At 39.7% G+C, this 22,040-nt stretch carries 13 protein-coding genes and 4 pseudogenes; 8 read left to right on the forward strand and 9 right to left on the reverse strand.

From position 1 onward, the window contains the following. Nucleotides 1–1,792, forward strand: a 1,792-nt coding sequence (locus tag C4E06_RS20640) for a phosphopantetheine-binding protein (protein WP_232826321.1), incomplete at its 5' end; no start/stop codon positions are given. Nucleotides 1,793–1,872: 80 nt separating this feature from the next. After that, nucleotides 1,873–3,570, forward strand: a complete 1,698-nt coding sequence (locus C4E06_RS20645) for an NAD+ synthase (RefSeq protein ID WP_107670325.1) — start codon at nt 1,873–1,875, stop codon at nt 3,568–3,570. Between the two features lie 279 nt (nt 3,571–3,849). On the opposite strand, the gene C4E06_RS20650 is transcribed toward C4E06_RS20645, so the two are convergent. Beyond that, nucleotides 3,850–4,863 carry a type I glyceraldehyde-3-phosphate dehydrogenase gene (locus tag C4E06_RS20650; protein WP_107670326.1) on the reverse strand — a complete coding sequence of 338 codons (1,014 nt, stop codon included), beginning with the start codon at nt 4,861–4,863 and terminating at the stop codon, nt 3,850–3,852. Between the two features lie 272 nt (nt 4,864–5,135). On the opposite strand from C4E06_RS20650, the gene purH reads away from it, so the two are divergent. Then, entirely contained in the window at nt 5,136–6,686 is a 1,551-nt protein-coding gene (purH, locus tag C4E06_RS20655) for a bifunctional phosphoribosylaminoimidazolecarboxamide formyltransferase/IMP cyclohydrolase (RefSeq protein WP_107670327.1), read from the forward strand. Nucleotides 6,687–6,850: 164 nt separating this feature from the next. Next, nucleotides 6,851–7,774 (forward strand): prohibitin family protein, encoded by a 924-nt coding sequence (locus C4E06_RS20660; protein WP_107670328.1) that lies wholly within the window; start codon nt 6,851–6,853, stop codon nt 7,772–7,774. A 500-nt stretch (nt 7,775–8,274) separates the two neighbouring features. Here C4E06_RS20660 and pckA read toward each other — a convergent pair whose 3' ends face one another. The 3 genes from pckA to C4E06_RS20675 form a co-directional block, all read right to left on the reverse strand. Next, nucleotides 8,275–9,981, reverse strand: coding sequence for a phosphoenolpyruvate carboxykinase (ATP) (gene pckA / locus C4E06_RS20665; RefSeq protein WP_107670329.1), 1,707 nt, complete (start codon nt 9,979–9,981; stop codon nt 8,275–8,277). Nucleotides 9,982–10,228: 247 nt separating this feature from the next. Beyond that, a complete protein-coding gene (locus C4E06_RS20670; protein ID WP_198648892.1) occupies nt 10,229–11,779 on the reverse strand; it encodes a hypothetical protein in 1,551 nt (516 codons plus the stop codon). A 46-nt stretch (nt 11,780–11,825) separates the two neighbouring features. Beyond that, nucleotides 11,826–12,239 (reverse strand): hypothetical protein, encoded by a 414-nt coding sequence (locus C4E06_RS20675; RefSeq protein ID WP_107670331.1) that lies wholly within the window; start codon nt 12,237–12,239, stop codon nt 11,826–11,828. A 91-nt stretch (nt 12,240–12,330) separates the two neighbouring features. On the opposite strand from C4E06_RS20675, the gene C4E06_RS20680 reads away from it, so the two are divergent. Further along, a complete protein-coding gene (locus C4E06_RS20680; protein WP_107670332.1) occupies nt 12,331–13,533 on the forward strand; it encodes a peptidylprolyl isomerase in 1,203 nt (400 codons plus the stop codon). Nucleotides 13,534–13,591: 58 nt separating this feature from the next. On the opposite strand, the gene C4E06_RS20685 is transcribed toward C4E06_RS20680, so the two are convergent. From C4E06_RS20685 to C4E06_RS20705, 5 genes and pseudogenes are all read right to left on the reverse strand, one after another. Then, nucleotides 13,592–14,050, reverse strand: coding sequence for a hypothetical protein (locus C4E06_RS20685; protein ID WP_107670333.1), 459 nt, complete (start codon nt 14,048–14,050; stop codon nt 13,592–13,594). A gap of 112 nt (nt 14,051–14,162) precedes the next feature. Then, nucleotides 14,163–15,242: a Holliday junction branch migration DNA helicase RuvB gene (gene ruvB / locus C4E06_RS20690; RefSeq protein WP_107670334.1), complete on the reverse strand. Its 1,080-nt coding sequence runs from the start codon at nt 15,240–15,242 to the stop codon at nt 14,163–14,165. Nucleotides 15,243–15,512: 270 nt separating this feature from the next. Further along, nucleotides 15,513–16,792, reverse strand: a pseudogene (locus C4E06_RS20695) (D-alanyl-D-alanine carboxypeptidase). A gap of 176 nt (nt 16,793–16,968) precedes the next feature. After that, the gene (locus tag C4E06_RS20700; protein ID WP_107670335.1) at nt 16,969–17,796 is read right to left on the reverse strand and encodes a carbohydrate ABC transporter permease; all 828 of its coding nucleotides are present in this window, start codon (nt 17,794–17,796) and stop codon (nt 16,969–16,971) included. Nucleotides 17,797–17,841: 45 nt separating this feature from the next. Further along, nucleotides 17,842–18,735, reverse strand: coding sequence for a carbohydrate ABC transporter permease (locus C4E06_RS20705; protein WP_107670336.1), 894 nt, complete (start codon nt 18,733–18,735; stop codon nt 17,842–17,844). 194 nt (nt 18,736–18,929) lie between these two features. Here C4E06_RS20705 and panD point away from each other — a divergent pair. From panD to C4E06_RS20720, 3 pseudogenes are all read left to right on the forward strand, one after another. Continuing rightward, nucleotides 18,930–19,384, forward strand: a pseudogene (gene panD, locus C4E06_RS20710) (aspartate 1-decarboxylase). A 204-nt stretch (nt 19,385–19,588) separates the two neighbouring features. Next, nucleotides 19,589–20,961 (forward strand): annotated as a pseudogene (locus C4E06_RS20715) (RNA-guided endonuclease InsQ/TnpB family protein). 101 nt (nt 20,962–21,062) lie between these two features. Continuing rightward, nucleotides 21,063–21,768 (forward strand): annotated as a pseudogene (locus C4E06_RS20720) (HAD family hydrolase). Nucleotides 21,769–22,040: the final 272 nt, after the last annotated feature.

Genomic DNA, 22,040 nt, shown 5'->3' on the forward strand with positions numbered 1-22,040 from the left:
GGGCAGATTAGATAATCAAGTGAAAATTCATGGATTTCGCATTGAATTAGGAGAAATTGAAGCAACCTTATTAGAAAATCCCCAAATTACTCAAGCGGTAGTTATCGCCAAAGATGAACGTTTAATTGCTTATATTGTCCCGAAAAAAACCACATCAGAATCAGATCAGTGGCGAGAATTTTTACAGACAAAATTACCCGACTACATGATCCCCTCTAACTATGTTCAATTAAAAGCCCTTCCCCTCACCAAAAACGGCAAAATTGATCGCCAGAAATTACCCGATCCCCAGATTCAAAATAAAGTCGAATTTGTTGCCCCCAGAAACGAAATAGAAGCCCAACTGTGTGACATTTGGGCAGCAGTATTAGGGCTTGAAAGCATTGGTATTCATGATAACTTTTTTACTCTGGGGGGTCATTCTTTACAGGCCATTCAATTAGTGTCAAAAATGTCCATGGCCATGAATTGTGATCTTTCCGTTAAATCCCTATTCCTACAGCCCACTGTTGCTAAATTTAGCCCCATTTTACAACAAAAATCTAAACCGTCTCAACCCATGAATCAAGTTACTCAATCTAAGCCTAAATTACAACTTTCTCCTTTTATTAAGGTCGAACATCGTTCCTTATTAACCTTATTAATGACGGGTAAAATTGACCCGATTGACTCTGCTGCCCTGACTTATTTTCCTACCCCTGACTTTAATCGACTCGAAGAATTAGGCTGGACTCCGCAAACTTTAATCGAAGAATTTTCTGATAATCTTCCTATTATTAGCACCATCTTTCAAACCCCATTAGGACGCATTGCCTTAATCTCTTTACCCCAATTTGTTTATCAGCTTTATGAGGATCAAAATCAGACAGTTAATACAATTATTGAAGCCCTAGATCTCGCAAAACAAATAGGAGCAAAAACCGTCTCTTTAACCGGTCTATTACCATCAGCAACCGATTATGGAACAGCTATTACTCAAGCCATTTCTCACCGTCAAGATTTACCCCCAATTACCACCGGACACGGAACCACAAGTGCCACTGTCGTGTTATCCATTGAGAACATTTTACGAGACGCTAATCGGAATATTACACAGGAAAAAATAGGATTTTTAGGGTTAGGTTCAGTGGGAATTAGTACCCTTCGTTTAATGTTAAAAACCTTACCCCATCCTCAAGAAATTATACTGTGTGATGTCTACGATAAATTGGATCAGTTAGAAGCAATTAAACAAGAAATAATCAATCAATTTAACTTTAAAGGAGATGTTCATCTGATCCTCTCCAAAACAGAAGTTCCCCAAGAAATCTATCAATCTAGTTTAATTGTGGGCGCTACTAATGTAGCTGATATTTTAGACGTTAATAAATTGAATCCTCAAACCTTAATTGTTGATGATTCTGCGCCCCATTGTTTTTCCGTTGAAAAAGCGATCAAACGATTAGAAACTGATCAAGATATCTTATTTACAGAAGGAGGCATTTTACGCCCTTCTCAAGCTATCGAACGGTTGATTTATTTACCTAATAATCTTCAAAAAATTATGACCGATAAGCAACGTCATAACTATCTCCATCGTCAGCCTTTTAATATTACCGGTTGTGTCTTTTCTAGCTTACTATCCACTCAATTTGAACAGTTAACCCCTAGAGTAGGTTTAGTAGATTTAGACACCTCTTTACAACATTATAAAGTTCTTAAAAAGCTAAACTTTAGAGCAGCAGACTTATCTTGTGAAAATTATCAATTATCCCCCAAATTAATTAACCAATTTCAACAAAAAAATAAATAATTAACTAGAGATTAAGTGACTTGAAATAGACAGCTTAATCTCTTAATTTCTGCCTATTAATTGACTCAAAAGAAACCATAATGAAAATAGCGATCGCTCAACTTAATCCCACCATTGGCGATATTACTAATAATGCCCAAAAAATCCTAGACGTTGCTCAAAAAGCGGTTAAAGAAAATGTCCGATTATTATTAACCCCAGAACTTTCTTTATGTGGTTATCCTCCCCGTGATCTCTTACTTTATCCTAATTTTGTTGAATCTTTAACCATCAAATTACAAGAATTAGCCCAACAATTCCCCCCTCAAATAGCTGTTTTAGTGGGTACGGTGACCCCTAATGAAACAGCAAAGATCAAAGGAGAAAAACCCCTTTTTAATAGTGTTGCTTTGTTAGAAAACGGAGAAATAAAACAAGTTTTTCATAAATGGTTATTACCCACTTATGACGTTTTTGATGAAGATCGATATTTTGAACCTGGCAAAGAATTAAATTGTTTTCAACTCTCTCTTAATCATCATTCTGAAGAAATTATCAAAATTGGAGTTACCATTTGTGAGGATTTATGGAATGATGAAAAGTTTTGGAAAAAACGCTCTTATCAACAAAATCCCCTCGAAGAATTAGTTAATAGTAATATCAATTTAGTGGTTAATTTATCCGCTTCTCCCTATCATCTCCATAAGCCAAAACTACGAACCCAGATGTTACAATCAAGTAGTTATAATTATCAAGTTCCGATTATTTATGTTAATCAAATTGGAGGCAATGACGACTTGATTTTTGATGGTAATAGTTTTGTCGTCAATGAAAAAGGAAATATTGTTTTAGAAGCTAACAGCTTTAGAGAGGATTTTAAAATCCTTGAATTCGATTTAAAACAGGGAAAAATACCTTTAAAACCGATTAATTATTTACCTCTAGTGGAAGAAGAAGAACTCTTTTCTGCCTTAGTCTTAGGACTAAGAGATTATGCCAAAAAATGCAGATTTACTAAAGTTATTTTAGGGTTAAGTGGTGGAATTGACTCAGCCTTAGTCGCTGCGATCGCATCAGAAGCAATAGGAGCAAAAAATGTTCTCGGGGTATTAATGCCCTCTCCTTATAGTTCCGAGCATTCTATCAAAGATGCTGAAAACTTAGTCAAAAATTTAGGCATCAATTCCCATATTTTACCCATTGGTAACATTATGAATACCTACGATCAAATCCTCGATCCTTTCTTTTCAGGGACAGAATTTGGCACCGCCGAAGAAAATTTACAAGCGCGGATTCGCGGTAACTTATTAATGGCTTTAGCCAACAAGTTCGGTTACTTATTATTATCAACGGGCAATAAATCAGAAATGGCTGTCGGTTACTGCACCTTATATGGTGATATGAATGGAGGGTTAGCCGTCATTGCCGATGTACCGAAAACCCGTGTTTTTTCCCTGTGTCATTGGTTAAATCGTCACGAAGAAATCATTCCCAATAATATTTTAACTAAACCCCCCAGTGCTGAATTAAAACCCGATCAAATTGATCAAGATTCCTTACCCCCCTATGAAATACTTGACGAAATTTTAGAGAGACATATTAATGCTCATGAATCCTTTGAGCAACTTTGTCAAGCAGGATTTGAGCCAACTGTTGTTAGGAAAATTTTCAACTTACTCCGTCGTGCCGAGTTTAAACGACAACAAGCACCTTTATCATTGAAAGTGACGACTCAAGCCTTTGGGAGAGGTTGGCGTATGCCTATCGCCTCCGCTACTGGGTTAAGCTCAAAACCCTAGTTGAGACTGCAAGGGAGCAGGGAGCGCCGGAGCAGGGAGTAGGGAGCATAGGGAGAAAAATATTAATTGTCTTCCCACACTTCTCACACACACTTACCTTTGCCACCCCCTCTAACTCCCCCTCACACAAGGGGGAGAACCCTTGCCTGTTGCCTTTCCCCCCCTTACTAAGGGGGGCAGGGGGGGTTGCCCATTCCCCAGTGCGTAGCACTATAAAACCAAAAAACCCCCGAACTCAGTCGGGGGCTAAACTTCTTTAAGTTAAAGGGTTCGGTTACATTATTTCCAGTTATTAGCAACCACTTCAGCTAAGTCAACAACCCGTTGAGAATAACCCCATTCATTGTCGTACCAAGCAACAATTTTAACCATATCGCCACCCATAACCATGGTTAAGCTGGCATCAACGATAGAAGACACATCCGTGCCTCGATAGTCACAAGACACTAAAGGTAAATCGTTATAGCCGATAATCCCTTTCATAGAGCCTTCAGAAGCACTCTTCATCACTTCATTAACTTGTTCTGCAATGGTGCTTTTTTCCACTTGTGCCACTAAGTCAACCACAGACACATTAGGAGTGGGGACTCGCATCGCAATACCATTTAATTTACCTTTCATTTCAGGAATCACTAAAGCCACCGCTTTAGCTGCTCCAGTGGAGGTAGGAACGATATTAACCGCAGCAGCCCGCGCCCGACGAAGATCACGGTGGGAAGCATCCAAAATCCGTTGATCTCCGGTGTAACTGTGGGTCGTGGTCATGGTGCCTTTAATGATACCAAAGTTATCATTGAGAACTTTAACCACCGGTGCTAAACAGTTGGTGGTACAACTGGCATTACTAATGACATTATGCTTATCATGATCATAGTCTTGGTGGTTCACTCCAACCACATAGGTTCCTACGTTACCGCCTTTTCCAGGAGCAGTAATTAAGACCTTTTTCGCACCGGCAACGAGGTGTTTAGATGCACCCTCTTCCGTGACAAAAACCCCAGTGGATTCAATAATCAAATCGACATTCCATTCTGACCAAGGTAGGTTTAAAGGATTGCGATCGGAAACACACTTAATGGTTTTGCCATTAACGGTTAGGGAGTTTTCATCTGCCTCAATGTCAGCATCCAATATACCGAGCATGGAATCGTATCTGAGCAGGTGAGCATTAGTTCTGGGATCAGAAGTATCATTAATGCCGACTACTTCTAACTCTGTATTTTCCCGGCCTAACCAACACCGTAAAAAGTTGCGTCCGATACGTCCGAACCCGTTGATTGCTACTCTAATCACTGCGTCTTACCCTCTGTGTTTTACTTCAATAGATTAAAACATTATTAATGACCCCAATCATACCCCAAACCCTGATCTTTTTCGATACCTTGGCTCAAATTTTTTTCTTATGTGGGTGATTTTTCCGATGATCATCGCTAATATTAGACCCGATGCAATCATTTAACCAACAGTCTCCCCAAGAACTCTTTTAACATTTGTTTTAGCTTAGGATAGGCGGACTCGTAGGATAATAAAAATAATTGGATGTTTACTTGAGAGATAATTACCCAATGGCACGGTTAGCCCTACTGAGTGTATCGGATAAAACAGGAATTGTTGAATTAGCCCGTCAATTAGTCAATGAATTTGGTTTTGAATTAATCAGTAGTGGAGGAACGGCCAAAACCCTACAAGCAGCCGGACTCACCGTTACTAAAGTAAGTGATTATACGGGGTCTCCTGAAATTTTAGGGGGAAGGGTGAAAACCCTCCACCCTCGCATTCATGGCGGTATTTTATCCCGTCGCGATCTCCCCCAAGATGTGGAGGATATGAACAGTAATGATATTCGTCCCATTGACTTAGTGGTGGTCAATCTTTATCCCTTTGAAGCAACCATCGCTAAACCGGATGTTACCCTAGCTCAAGCCATTGAAAACATTGATATTGGTGGCCCCACGCTACTCCGCGCCTCGGCCAAAAACTTCGCCCATGTGACCGTTTTATCCAACCCCAAATATTACGATCGCTACTTACAAGAATTACGAGATCACAACGGAGAAACCTCTTTAGCCTTTCGGCAAACCATGGCCGGGGAAACCTTCGCCCTCACCCATGCCTATGATGGGGCCATTACAGATTATTTGGCTAATCTGTCTACCGAAGAAACCACCCCCTTACCCAGTCGTTACACCGTTTCCGGCACCGCCTTTCAAACCCTCCGATATGGAGAAAACCCCCACCAAAACGCCACGTGGTACCAACGGGGAACCCAAGGCACCGGCTGGACAGCAGCGAAGCAATTGCAAGGAAAAGAACTCAGTTACAATAATTTAGTGGATTTAGAAGCCGCTAGACGGATTATTGCTGAATTTGACCCCAAAGAACCAGCTGCAGCGGTTCTTAAACATACCAACCCCTGTGGCGTAGCCGTGGCCGACAGTTTAGCCGATGCCTACGAACAAGCCTTTAACGCTGACTCCATTTCGGCCTTTGGAGGCATTGTGGCCTTAAATCAACCATTAGACGGGGCAACGGCCGAAAAATTAACTAAAACCTTCTTAGAATGCGTGGTCACTCCCGATTGCACCGAAGAGGCTAAGGAGATTATCGCTAAAAAAGCGAAGGTGAGAGTCCTGTTATTGCCCGATTTAACCCAAGGGCCCAAACAAACCGTTAAAGCGATCGCAGGGGGATTATTGGTGCAAGACTCCGATGACGCGGTGGATGTGCCGGATAACTGGGAAATCGTCACGGAAAAACAACCCACCCCCGAACAACTGGCCGAGTTATTATTTGCTTGGAAAGTCGCCAAGCACGTTAAATCCAATGCCATCGTGATCACCAAAAATCGCACCACCCTGGGTATCGGTGCCGGGCAAATGAATCGCGTGGGTGCAGTGAAAATCGCCCTAGAAGAAGCGGGAGAGGCCGCTAAGGGGGGATACCTGGCGAGTGATGGTTTCTTCCCCTTTGACGACTCCGTACGGACGGCGGCGGCGGCAGGAATAACCGCGATCGTGCAACCGGGAGGCTCGTTACGGGATAAAGACTCAATCGCTGCAGCCAACGAATTAGGGTTAGTAATGGTATTAACCAAAATGCGTCATTTTCTCCATTAAAACTTCTTTTGAGCCTTCTGCATTCCGTAGGGGTTTAATATTATTAAACCCCGACCACTCCTAACACCCCCTCTAAATCCCCCTTTGGTGAGGAGGAGAACCCTTGCCCCTTCCCCATTCCAGGCGTGCGTAGCACTATATGTTGTTAATTGCTGGAGCTTAAAATGTCTGTTATTGTTTCTTTAATTACGGCCTTAGTTGCTTTTTTAATTACTTTTCGGAATACCGGTTTAGGGGGAGAAACCCATCAAAATAAAGTCAAAGCCATTGCCTTTTTAATTGGATCTTTGGCAGCGTTTTCGGCTATTTATCAGATTATATTTCGCTTTTTAGTGGTTCTTCCTGCCGGAGAGGTGGGAGTGGTAGAAACCTTTGGCAAGGTTCAGGAACAACCGTTAAACTCGGGTATCCATTTAATTAGTCCTTTGGCAAAAGTCACCAAATTTTCCACTCGTTTACAAGATATCAAAGAAACCGTTGATGCCACTTCAAAAGAAGGGTTAAATTTAAAATTAGATGTGAGTTTACAATATAAAATTAATCCTCAACAAGCGTCTACGGTTTATCAAACCATTGGCACAGAAGAAGAAGAGATTTTAATCCCTCGCTTTCGCTCAATTATTCGTCAAATTACCGCCAGTTATGATGCCCGAGATATTTATGGAGAAAAAAGGGCCATTGTGGCGGACAAATTAAGAAACGAACTCAATAAAAGTTTAGAACCCTTGGGGTTTATTGTGGATGAAAGCTTATTGAGAAATGTCATTTTACCCCAAGCGATTCAAAAGGCGATCGAAGAAAAATTAGAAGCCCAACAAGCCAGTCAAAAACAACAATTTATTAATGAAAAAGAACGACAAGCGATCGCATTTGAATTAGAAAAAGCCCAACAAGAAGCCACTCGTCAAAAAATTGAAGCCCAAGGGGTAGCCGACTCCCAACGATTATTATCTCAAGGGTTGACAGAACAATTAATTAAATTAAAAGCCATAGAAGCCACCCAAAAATTAGCGGAGTCGGAAAATTCTAAGGTGATTATTATTGGCGGGGGAGAGAATAAATTACCTTTATTGTTACAAAGTCCATAGACTAAGTAGATCGCAAAGATCCTAGTTAGGATTGCGGGGGAGCAGGGAGACCGGAGCGGAGGAGAAAGAAAATAGAATAAAAATAAAAAATTAGGGAATCTGATTGAGATTCTTACAGATTTATAACCTTTTGAACTTTTATTTACTCTAAAATACTTTAAAATAATCTCCCCTTCTCCCCACTCCTCGCGCGTTCACGCTTGTCGGGGAACCCGACCGGGGTCGCTCGTCTCCCTTGCAGCCCAAACAAGTAAGTTTTCGATCTACTGAGACTGATTTCTTACACCCCACACCCCCCACACCCCCCACACCCCCCACACCCCCCACACCCCCCACACCCCCCACACCCCCCTTTATAAGGGGGGCAGGGGGGGTTAGGGGCAGGGGGGGTTAGGGGCAGGGGGGGTAGGGGCAGGGGAGCAGGGAGAGACAAATCTATAGTGAGTTTTGAGATACGGATTTGGTATCATATCTTGTCTCCCTACACCCTGTCTCAGAATCTAACCCACCCCTGGACCAGCCGCCATAATGGCCGACGGAACATCCTCAAATTGTTTAAAATTGCTCTCGAAACGATGAGCTAATTCTAACGCTTGTTGTTGATAAGCTTCGGCATCCTGCCACGTATTTTGAGGGTCAAGAATACGATGGGGAACCCCGGTTACTTTTTCAGGAACCAACACCTTAAATATAGGATGGGGATGATAGTTAACGTGATCTAATTGTCCGTTTAACGCGGCTGTTACCATTGCCCTCGTATGTTTAATGGCAATGCGATGACCCACCCCATAGGGACCCCCAGACCAACCAGTGTTAATCAGAAAGACATTGGTTTCATGATGTTGGTCCAGTCGTTTTCCTAGCATCTGGGCATACACCGTCGGAGATAAAGGGAAGAAACATTGACCAAAACAAGCGGAAAACGTAGCTTGAGGGGCGGTAATATCCCGTTCCGTTCCGGCCAGTTTACTGGTGTATCCGGCTAGGAAATGATACATGGCCTGTTCTTTGGTCAATTTGGCGATGGGAGGTAACACCCCAAACGCATCGGCCGTTAAGAAAAAGATGGTTTTCGGATGGTTTCCCCTCGCAGAAGGGCAACAGTTGGGAATGTAGCGCAAGGGATAAGCAGCGCGGGTATTTTCCGTTAACCGACCATCATCGTAGTCGGGAATTTGAGTTTCGGGGTCAATAATGACATTTTCTAAGAGGGTTCCAAACTTAATGGCAGCCCAGATTTGTGGTTCGTTTTCTTGGGATAATCGTATCGTTTTGGCGTAACATCCCCCTTCAAAATTGAAAATTCCAGACTCTGACCAACCGTGTTCATCATCCCCAATTAAACGACAGTCCGGGTCAGCAGAAAGGGTGGTTTTTCCCGTTCCTGAGAGGCCGAAAAAGAGGTTAGTATGACCTCGTTTATCAATATTAGCAGCACCGTGCATGGGCAGGACATCTCGTTTGGTCATGAAGTAATTCATCATTAAAAAGACGGATTTCTTTATCTCTCCTGAGTACCGAGAACCGCCAATAATCACTAATCTTTTTTGTAAATGAACTACGATAAAGGCTTCACTACGAATATTATCCTTTTCGGGATCTCCGTGTAATCCTGGCACAGCAATGACGGTAAAATCTGCTTGATGGTTGTTTAATTCTTCCGATGAAGGTCGAATAAATAATTGATGCACAAAGAGGTTTTGTGAGGCTAATTCATTAATAATGCGAACCCCACACCGATAATTGGTATCGGCCCCGACATAACCATCAAAAAGATAGATGTCTCTTCCTTGTAAATAGGCAAGAACCTTTTCATATAATTGGTTAAATTTGGCTTCGGAAATGGGAACATTATGTTGATTCCAGTCAATTTCTTCCTCACTACTGGACTCTTTAACAATAAAGCGATCTTTAGGAGAACGACCCGTATATTGACCAGTTTCTACTAATAACGCACCATTATCTACTAGGGTTCCTTCTCCCCTAATTAAAGCGTGTTCAACTAATTGGGCAACCGGTAAATTGCGATAAACTCGACCGATATTATGAATTCCTAATTTTTCTAAGTCATAGGTGGGACGAATGATGGCTTCTTCGCTATCTTTTTCTAAGGTAGTATTGCCTAGATAATTGGCTTGAGGAGAAAGAAAGGAATTAGATTGAGAGGGATGAAAAAAAGCTGTTGTTTGAGTGCCAAGATTAACCATGTTTGAAACTCCGATTTTCTATCAATGTTGAGTTTCAACTTCTCTCAATGGAAGGTGTGTTAATCTTTGGGTTCTCAGTTATGTTTAGGTTTTGTTGAACTCACTTCCCATTGACAAAAGATGAGTTAACAGAAAAAGGGGATTCAACCATCGTTTTCTGTCTTACCTATAGTTTACTGGATCAATTTCGATTAGATTTTTTAACTGTTACAAAAATTAACTATTTGCTCGATTTAATTCTTTCTATTTATTCATTTTGGGTAAACTTTTTAAGGGGATTGGGTTCCATATTTTTCGGCTGTTGCCTAGGAACAATCGTAAGATAAGGCTCTAATAAATTATCATCAACCCACCCTGAATAATACTTAACATCCGTAGAATTTTTTGTGAGGTTGATTAACTCTAAATCTCCTCTGATGGCATAAATTTCAGGTCGTTGTTTTTCCGGGTTTTTCCAGCTACTAATACCCCCCGGTCCTCCCCCAAAATAATTTAATAATACCCCATCAAACGGACGAATAAACTTATTGCCATTCCATAACCAATCTTTCCCCGGCCAATAAACCATGGCTTCCCACGAATGGACTTTATAGTCTTTATTATAGATTTCTTTCCAAGCCATTGCCCCTTTATCCTCTAAAGTCACTGAAAAAGCAGAATTATAAACAACTTCATAACGGCCTTTTTCTCCTCCATAATCTTGAGGAGACCACCATAAAACCTCAATATTTTTGTTGTTTTCCTCAGCATTGATAGTGGTTTCTGAGCTAGAATTTAATAAGCTAGGATAAAGGTTTAATCCTTCTGAGGGAAGTTCAGCTTCTAACTTAAATTGCCAACATTTCCAACTATCTTCTTGTTCTATTGTTTGCCATTTTATTTGACAGATTCCATTACCAGTTGCTACCCATATATTATCCTTTTCTATCATTAATTTATGGGGAATAATACCAACTAATTCACTATTTCTGGCATGATAAGACTTCAAGGATTGACTATTCAGATTATAAGAAACCAGTCCCATTCCTGGTAAATAAGGGTTCCCTTCTCCACTGGTTTGTGTGGCTAACCACACTATAGTATCAGGATCATTATTACTAATTTTTAAATCATTAATTTGTTGCTTTGCTATCTGAGAAGGCTGAATCATATTAATTTTATTACCTTGAGGATCGTAGTTAACAATGGTAGCAATTCCCCCGTTTCCTTCTCCTTGTTCTGACGAAACTGACCAATAAAATTGATTATTATGAATCACACTAGCGGTAACTTTGGGGACTCCCAATTGAATACCGGCTTCTTGCTTTTTGACCTGTTCTAATGTATATAAAGTCTGTTTTTGTGGCTGTTCTGCTTCTGGCGTGATTAATTCTAAAACAACTTTTTCAGGTTCTACCTCAAAATCAGGAAAGGGATTAGGATCGAGAATCACTCGATATTGATAAGCTTTATCTTGCCAATTAATGGTTTTATAAGGGGGATCAACTAATTCTTGAATCGCGTCTTCGTAATTTTTTGTCGGTTTGTCCTCATGTTGATAATTTCCTCTTTGTGTTATAAAACTTCCATTATCATCACAAAAAATAAAATCATAATCTGGCGTTTGAAACGTTATTATATTCTCAGAAAGTTCAATATTTAAGGTTCTTAACTTCTCAAAAAAGTCTCCCTCATTTTTAACTTTAAACTTAGGGGGTGATGCTGGAGGAGATGGACAATTATTTTCAGCGTTATTTATTCCTTGTTTCGAGTTAATACAACCTAGAAAAAACCAGGTTAAACTTAACAGGGTAATCATCAATTTTACACTCATAGAAAACACACCACCTTAATGAAATTAAATGTTAAACCTTTCTCAGATTCTCTAAATATTTGACCCATTTAGCTGCTAAATCAATTTCCGTAAAAGGAATTTTAATTGAACCTTGATCTTGATGGCTAAAATTAAACTGTATAACCGGTTTACCTTTATTAGGTAAGTTCCCTAAATCAACAGATTTATCATTGACTAATAAGTCTATTTTGTCAACATCGGTTAACAAAAATTTAGGTAAAGTATCAGGAATAGAACGACCGGGCTTTCCCCAAGTAATTTCTTTCCCTTTAACACCAATGATGGCATAAATATCATACTTAGCTTGATCAAAATTTTCGGCCCATTGACGATAAGCTTCTAACTTTTGATATTCATTCCAACCACTCCAAGCTAAAATAAAAAAAACCACTAATAAAGATAACCAAAAGAGACCCCTTGCCATGATTTAACTTCCTAAAAATGCAATCACTATTATTTTATAGTAAACCGATGAAGACTTCATACAATAGGGGGTATCAATAAGACCTCAAATTATGGTAAATAAAAACAGTGAAAATGATCATTCATCCTCATCCTTAAAGTTAATGAAATTAAAACAAAGTTTTTGGTCTGATGTCCGATCGCGACTGAAACATTGGTGCAAAAAAACCATCGTCGCTATGATAGTAATGACCCTATCTATCAATTTATGTGGGGCAACGCCCAATCCATTCGCTACAGATTCGGTATTAATTAGCGTTTTAGCCCAAGGAAATGCCATTACCGACCCCGAAGCTATTTTAAGGTACGCCTTACCCATTGATAACGAACCCATTCGCAAAGTTCAAGACGCGATCGAAGATATTTCTAATCATCTCAGAGGAAAACGCTGGCCCCCCATCGTCAAAGATGTGAAACGGGCCTCGTTTGTTCTCACGTTACGCAGCGATGACATTCTCAAAGGGGTAAACAGTGATCGCCAACCCCAAGCCGAAACCCTTTTAGAGAATATTAAAACAGGGGTCAGAGAACTGCAAGAAGCGGTGGAAAATAAAGATAAAGAACAGGTTTGGCTTAAAAGACGCTATGTTCTCGATAATATTGGTGAAATTGAAAGCTTGATGGTGGAAGGCTTTCCCTTTGACATCCCTGAAGAATACGCCGACTTACCCCAGTTAAAAGGACGGGCCACCGTCGAAATAGAAACCACTAAAGGGGATCTCACCATTGTGGTTGACGGTTACAATGCACCCATCAACGGAGGAAACTTCGTCGATCTCGTTCAACGGGGTTTTTATGATGGGTTATCCTTTATCGATCTAGAAGATAGTTTTGCTATACAAACCGGTAATCCTCCAGGGAAAGAAGAAGGGTTTATTGATCCAGAAACAGGAGAATATCGGGCTATTCCCTTAGAAGTACGAGTTAAAGAGGATGAAAAACCCATTTATGGGGCTACTCTCGAAGAAATGGGCATTTATTTACCTGAATTAGTGCTTCCCTTTAACGCTTATGGGGCTGTGGCCTTAGCCCGTCCCAGTTTAGATCCCAATGGGGGATCATCACAATTTTTCTTCTTTAAATTCGACAGCGAATTGACCCCTCCTGGCTTTAATTTAATGGATGGTCGTTATTCTGTTTTTGGCTATCTAGTTGAGGGTAAAGATGTGTTAGAAGACCTTACCAAAAAAGATAAAATTATCTCAGCCAAAGTGATCGATGGTCTAGATAACTTAGTTGAACCGAAAAATAGTTAATCTACAATCCTATTTCATTAGAAAAACCTCCTACATTTAAGGAGGTTTTTTATTAACCCTAAACCATAAATAAAGTATCTTGAGAAGGATGACAAAAAAGATGATTAAGAAAGAAATCTACAGTTTTTTGTCTCAATAATCCTTGACTAACGGCAATTTCTCCAAACTTCATCTTAAGGTCTTGTTGTAAATCTAAGATATTTTCAATATCTTCTTGATCTAATAATGCAGCTTGTTTTAAATATTCACCGATGGGATATTTTGCCCCTTGTTGTAAACAGTTTGCCCATTCTTCTGCAAAAAAATTAACGGTTTCTTGTTTTAACCAACCCCTCAATGCTAAAATTTCACCAATTTTTTGATGTTTATAGTCTTGTTTATCTCTTAATGCTGTCTGTAATTGTGCGTCTGTAATTAAATCAGCATCCCGTAACACCTCTCCTAATAAAGGATTCCAATAGGTTTGAGGAATAACAATATGAGGAGCAGAAATGATGATATTATATGTCAGTTTCATCGAAGATTTGTCACATCAATCTAAATTAAAAAGTTTTCAACCTATGATATTTCGGCCTTGTTCTTATGGCTGTGATCTCAATTACAAGAAATTACTGATCACTGATAACTGTTCACTGATCACTGAAAATAGATAACTGTTCTTCTCCCGTTTTCCCTAAATGTTGATAAGCAGTAGGGGTTACCACTCTTCCTCTGGGAGTCCGGTTAAGATAACCAATTTGTAATAAATAGGGTTCATACACTTCTTCAATGGTTTTTGCGTCTTCCCCTGTGGCGGCTGCTACGGCTTCGAGTCCCACCGGTCCCCCGTTAAACTGGGTGATCATGGTGTCTAAAATAAGGCGATCGGTCCAGTCTAACCCTTGAGGATCAACTTGATAAATATCTAAGGCTTGGGCTGCTAATTCTTGGGTAATGGTGTCAAATTTTTTGACTTGTATATAATCTCTCACTCTTCTTAGTAAACGGTTGGCAATACGAGGGGTTCCCCTGGACCTGCGACCAATTTCTAAGGCCCCTGGTTCAGTAATCGAAGTTTTTAATAATTTAGCCGTTCGTTTAATAATTAAGGCTAATTCTTCGGGTTCATAGAACTTTAACCGTTGAATGAGGCCAAAGCGATCGCGTAAAGGAGAGGTTAAAGCTCCCACTTTGGTGGTTGCGCCTACTAAAGTAAATCTAGGTAGGGGAATACGACGGGTTCTGGCGGCTTGCCCTTTCCCGATGGTAATCTCCAGGCGATAATCTTCCATGGCAGGATAGAGCAATTCTTCGGTTAAACGGTTCAATCGATGAATTTCATCAATAAAGAGGATATCCCCTGGTTTTAAGTTAACCAACAGTCCTGTAATATCTCTGGGTCGTTCTAAAGCCGGGGCGGCCGTAATTTTACAATTGACCCCCATTGCTGAGGCTAAAATCAAGGAAATGGTGGTTTTTCCCAGGCCAGGGGGTCCGTAAAGTAGAAGATGATCCATCGGTTCATTGCGAGTTTTGGCCGCTTCGATGACAATGGATAAAACCGCTTTAAGGTCTTGTTGTCCTATATATTCATCAAAGGAATGGGGACGGATACTCTCTTCTAAATTATCTTTTTCTTGAGTGGTTGGTTGGGTGATGAGCAGTTCCTTGTCATTGGTATCATGGCTGGTGTTGCGTTGCTGAGGATTTTGATTGCGTTTAATAGCCATTGGCTTCAACCGATCATTTGTTTTATCAAAAAATCAAGGGTCTAACACCCCGTCCGTCTTGATGCAGTCGCTCCTTGCTGGGAACCACCAAGACCGCGCTGCATCGCTTTAGGATGTAATGTGCTATTCTAGCACCATACGGGAGGGCATCCCGAAATTTACGCCTTGGGAGATATGAATAAATAAGACCAGTAATGGCACGTTCAGCCCAGGAAGCTTCTCGCCTAACAGCAGAAGTATGTCACCTTACAAGGTCTCGCAACTATCCAGTTAGCTTTCTTGAGTTAAATTCCGCTTGGGATCGCCTAATTTGACCGGTTGGGTGGCTTTCACTGGAGATACAACTGGGGTTAAGTTCCAATGATTGGCTAACTTTTGTAACAAGCGGTCCTGTTCGACGCGGAAACGATCAACATTTGGCCCATGATTAATAATGGCAAACCATACTGGCCCCCGTTCTTTGGTGGGGATAACCCCGGCTAAAGCACTGACTTGGGCTAAGGTTCCCGTTTTAACGGCAACACCATCGGGCAGATTTCGCCATTGAACTGTTCCGGTGGTATCTCTTCCCCCCATGGGAAATAAGTCGGCCACACTTAAGGGATTATCTTGTAATTTTTCTTCGATGGCTTTTAACATTCCGACTGAGGCCCGAGGAGAAATCCGATTTTCGACCCCTAACCCCGATCCATTGATCAATTGGACTTCTTGAGAATCCACTTTAGCTGCTTTAGCGGCCATTTCTGAGACAACCGCAGCCCCACCCACCGAGTCAGCAATCATCTCGGACATGACATTATTACTATAAATATTCATTTGTTTGAGGAGTTCAGCCATGGTTAAGGATTGATGGGTGAGCAAGGTTTTCGCCGTTTCAGGCACCTGATTTTCAACTTTGACCGTTCCTTGAATGGTAATTTGCGGTTTGGGGGTGTTGGGGGGTAACTTTTGATATTGCTGTTGAATGATAGGAGTCCAACGACGAGAATTAAAGGCCAGTTGTAAGAGTTGTCCAGAGGTTTGGCGATCGCTTTTAAAGTTCATGGCAAAATTATCTACAATAATCAGGTTGCCGGTGACTTCTTTTATCCCCAGTTCATTGAGTTTGTTGCCTACGGCGATCGCTTCTTCCCAGACAAATAAGGGATCTCCGCTTCCTTTGATGATTAAATCCCCTTTCAAGACTCCATTTTCTAGGGTTCCAAGGGTTAAAAATTGGGTCTCAAAACGATGTTCGGTTCCCCAGATTTCTAAGGCAGCTAATGAGGTGGCAATTTTAGTTAAAGAGGCGGCCGATAAAGGGTTTTTGCCTGATGATCCCCTAAATAAGCCCAGTCTGATTGCAGCCAAATTCCTTGTTTATCAGTAGAAACCCCTAAAGAAGCTAAATTTTTCAAATAATCACCGATAATCCTTTCTACCACGGGATCAGATTGGGTGGGAACATCAAACACTTTTGCCTCTTGCCAAGCGACGATGGGAACGACTTCGATAGATGGGGGTGTTTTTCCTAACAGGTTTGCTAAAGTGAAAGCTAATAAGTCCAACATTTTTCAACCTCCTCACATACTAAAATCTAATAGATATTTTAGGCTTTATTCTGTTTATTTAGTTATTTATTTTAACCTAAGATCAAAGTCAGGTAATTTGAGAAAACCGAGTCAATGTTAAGTTAAAAACAACAGAACTCCGAACTCCGAACCCCTAACTCCGAACTCGGCTGATTTTACCCTTTAACGGCTCCTGCAGTTAATCCTTCCACAATTCTTCTCTGGAAGAATAAGACTAATAACACCAGGGGAAAAGTTCCTAAAACCGTGGCCGCTGCAATGGGTCCATAGGGAATTTCAAAGATGGTGGCTCCTCCAATTTGAGCGGTGGCCACGGGTATGGTTTTCATGGTTTCACGGGTAATAAAAGTGAGGGCAAAAATGTATTCATTCCAAGCAAAAATAAAGGTTAAAATTCCCGTTGTCACTAAGGCCGGAAGGGTCATGGGTAATAGGATTTGTAGTAGCATGGGAATCATTTTATAACCGTCCACCCGGGCCGCATCTTCTAAGTCTTTGGGCAGTTGTTCAAAGAAACTACGCATCACTAAAATAGTCAAGGGTAAATTAATTCCTGTATAGGGAATAATTAAGGCTAAATAGTTATTACCCAATCCAAATAATTTGATCACTTCTAATAGGCCTAAAAATAATAAAACATAGGGAAATAAAGAAACAATTAAAACTAACCCTAAAATAATGTTTTTTCCAGGAATTTTTAATCTGGCTAATACGTAAGCAGCCGGGGAACCAATCACTAAGCAAATTGCTGTCGAAACAATAGAAACTAAGGCACTATTAAAAATATAAAGTCCAAAGGGTCGACGGCGAAATAGTTCAATATAATGTTCAAAGGTGATAGTTTTAGGAATATAAACATTAGGAATCGCCGAAATCGCTTCATTGGTTTTAATGGAGGTGAGAATCTGCCAGATAATGGGAGCGATAAAAAAGATAACCACAAAGAAAACACCGAGATAAAGAATTATTTTTTTTTGATTCATCATTAAACCTCCTAGACATTAAGATAATTACCCAGTTATGAGCCATTAAAATAAGCTTCCTTGTCCACTTTTTCTAACTTGATTTAATAATAAGGCCGTTAAAGCAACCGCAGCAATTAATAATAGAAAGGTAATCACCACCAAGGCCGCCCCATAACCAAAGTCTAAGTATCTCATCACCGTTGAATAAATATAAATAGAAACGGTTTCCGTTGCCCCGGCTGGACCCCCTCCTGTCATTACTTGAACCAGGTCAAAAATACCGAACGCTTGGGCAAATCTAAACAATAAAGCAATTAAAACTTGCGGCATAATTAAGGGTAAAGTTATTTGATAAAAACTCTGCCAGGGGCTAGCCCCATCGAGGGAGTGGGCCTCATATAAATCTTTGGGAATGGATTGTAAACCGGCTAATAAAATAATGCTAATAAAGGGGGTGGTTTTCCAAACATCTGCCACAATTAACGCTATCATTGCTAAAGTGGGATCACCTAACCAATTAATTTCTACATTGATGATGCCTAACCGTTGTAAAATATCATTAACTACCCCATATTGATCATTAAAAATCCAAGCCCAAGCTAACCCCATAATGGCAGTGGGTAATGCCCAAGGAATCATAGAAATAGTTCTCACTGTCCCTCGACCAAAAAAGGCTTGATTTAAGACTAAAGCCACCACCATTCCTAACACTAATTCGAGAAAAACACTGACCCCTGTAAATACCCAAGTATTCCACATGGATTGCCAAAAACGGCCATCTCCTGCCATACGAATATAGTTAGTCAACCCTGAAAAAACCGGTTGTAATTGAGTTCCTAAATTTTCAGTGAATAAACTTAACCAAAAAGCCCGTCCAATGGGATAAGCAAACACAAAAGCCAGTACCGCTAAGGCCGGAATCAACATTAACCAACCTGTTTTATTTTCTTCCTTCATTCATCTCAGTTTCACTGACAACAGTTGCATCTTAACGGAATCCCTCAATTTTGACTAGGGTTTTCTTGAATCATGGATCATTAATCATTAACTAATAATAAATCATTATTAATTAACGAGTTTTTGTGTGTAACAGTCTGTCATCAGACATCAAAATATGTCACGATAGAAATAGAATTAGTTTAATCAACGATATGGGAACGATTCGATTAATGCACGCTAAGTTGCACCGAGTACAGGTGAGTGAAGCGAATATCGATTATGTCGGTAGTATCACGATCGATCCAATCTTACTGGATAAAGTCGGCATCTTGCCCTCGAAGAAGTAGATATTGTGAACTTAAATAACGGTAATCGATTTTCTACCTACGTGATCCCAGGAGAAGCAGGAAAAGGGGAGATTTGTCCCAATGGTGGGGCGGCTTTATTGTGTCAACCAGGAGATTTATTGATTATTTATGCCTATGAAAACTGCGATCGCCAAGAAGTGTTACAAAAGGGTCACACAGCAAGGGTAATTGTAGCCAATGAACACAACGAAATTGAAGACTTCCTCATTCAAACCTTAGTTCCCTGTGAAGATGGTGAAAAAGTGGAATTTCATAATACCCAAAAGAATTGTGAGCGAGAAATAGCCACCTTCTTTTAAAGGGTGGCAGTGGAGCGAACGGAGGTTTTAACCTCCCGTATCCAATCTAAGTTTATCGATGCACTCTTCCAAAACTTGTGTCATAGTCTTATCTTTTTGTTGTGCATAAAGTCTTAGTTTAGCTAATCTTTTATCACTTAATCTAATTGTAAAGTTTTTCTTGACCATATTGGCAATGCCATTGCAAAACGCTATAATCATAACATGAATTACCAAACTCAGAAAATCTTATTAACAGGTAATATAGATGATGAGGCTCACGCTTACCTTTTATGGTGTTGTGAGCAATCAAATAAACTATATAACTCTGTTTTATTTTCAATTCGTCAAGATTACTTTGAAAACTGTAATTACAAAACTTGGTTTGATAACAATGATAATTACAGAAGAAGTCCTCGTTTAAGACGGATTAAAGTTAGTTATGCTCAATTATGTAAAGATTTTAAAGATAACGTCCATTATCAGGCAATAGGAGGTCAACAAGGACAACAGACTATTAAGTCAGTAGTAGAAGCCATAAAAGGATATAACAAGCTTTTACCAATGTGGTTTAATGGAGAATTAAAAGACAAACCTAAAATCCCTAATTATCGCAAAAAAGGGCTTTATCAAGTTGCTTTTACTTCTCAAAACATTCGTTATGAACCACAGATCAGAATTGTCATTTGCCTATCGCCAATTCTCAAAGAAAAGAATTAGAAAACCCATCAGTTATTATTCCTAGTGGAGCTAATTTTCAATTCTTAGATATAGCAGAGATAAGAATTGTTCCTCAAAATGGTAAATTATGGGCAGAATATGTCTATAAAACTCAGTTGGTCAAAGCTTCTAACCTTGATTATCTCATGCTCTTGCCATTGATCATGGGGGTTGACAATTGGCTTAGTTCTGTAACAACCAAAGGTAAATCTTTTATTGTCAATGGTAGAAGAATTAAGTCAATTAATCAGAGATATAATCGCTTTGTCGCTAAGTATAAACAGGGAAAATCCCAAGATTACTGGGATGATAAATTAGAGCAGGTCACTCACAGGCGTAACTGTCAAATGAGAGACGCTATTAATAAAGCAGCAAGGTTTGTCATTAATTACTGCTTAAAACATCAAATTGGTAACATTGTTTTTGGTTGGAATGATAGACAAAAAGAGTCAATTAATATAGGGAAAACTAATAATCAAAACTTTGTACAAATTCCAACGGCAAGACTTAAAAATCGTATTCAACAATTAGCTGAATCAGTAGGAATTATCTTTACTGAAATTGATGAAGCGTATAGCTCAAAAGCCAGTTTCCTTGATGATGATTTAGTCCCGAATTATGGTGAAAAACCCAAAGGGTATAAGTTTTCAGGGAAACGATTTAAGCGTGGATTATATAAAACAGCTAAAGGCTGGTTAGTAAACGCTGATATTCAGGCAGCAGCAAATCTGTTAAAAAAGGTAGCCACACAGCTAGGAATAAACCTAGCCAGGGTGGTTAAGGAATGTTTGACTGTTCCTAAACGCTATGAGCTTGATGGACTATCTCGATCATATCGTAAGCAAGCGGAAATGTGGCTTCAGCCCATTGAAGCTTAACCGCTTAGAATCCAGGCGTTTTTAAACCTGGAGAAGTCATTCTATGATTGATACTATACTAGAAGCAGTCAGAGATAGTTAATATGAGTGATAACAATGAGATGTTAAAAGCAGTTATTTTTGATTTTAATGGGGTGATTATTAATGATGAAGATATTCATCACGAATTGATCAATGATATTTTATTAGGAGAAAACTTACGTCCTGATGCTTCGGAATATCAAGACTTGTGTTTAGGGAGAAGCGATCGCGCTTGTTTATTAGATGTTTTATCCCGTCGCGGAAGAATGGTATCTGATGAGTATTTAGATAATTTAATTGAAGCCAAAACTACCGCTTATCGTCAAAAAATAGAGGCTTTAGATGAACTTCCTATTTTATCCCGAATTAAAAGATTTTTTAACCCATTTACAACAGCATAATTTAAGAATTGGATTAGTCACCGGTACCATCGCATCTGAGGTTAAATTTATTTTAGAAAAAGCGGATATCTTAAACTATTTTGAGGTGATTGTTGGCGGTGATGAAATTCCTAGAAGTAAACCAGAACCGGACGGTTATTTATTAGCGGTTGAAAGGTTTAATGAATTAGATAATACCTTAGAATTAACCCCCGAAAGTTGTTTAGTCATTGAAGATACACCAGCAGGAATTGAAGCAGCAAAACGGGCTAAAATGCAAGTGGTAGGAATTGCAAATACTTATCCTTATCACTTTATGCAAAGACTCTCTAATTGGGCGATCGATTATTTTTCGGATTTAGATATAGAAAGAGTAGAAAAAAAGTTTAACACTATAATTAAGTAAAATGGCGAACCCATTGACGAAAATCTCGCAGGGTTTTTGTTTCACCATCCCTTAAACTTTGTTGAAGAAAGGGTATAAGTTGCGACAATTCTAACCAAGAAAATGTTAAACTATATTTAGATTCTTCATAATATTGACTATCATTATTGAGAACAAAACCCGTTAAATTATTTCCATTGTATCGCCAAATCTCAGTAACGCCTAAAACAGCATAATGGGTAACTTATTGAGAGAACTATTACTCATATCAATTTCTAGAATTAAATCAGGTG

It is taken from the genome of Cyanothece sp. BG0011, from assembly GCF_003013815.1.
GTDB lineage: Bacteria > Cyanobacteriota > Cyanobacteriia > Cyanobacteriales > Microcystaceae > Crocosphaera.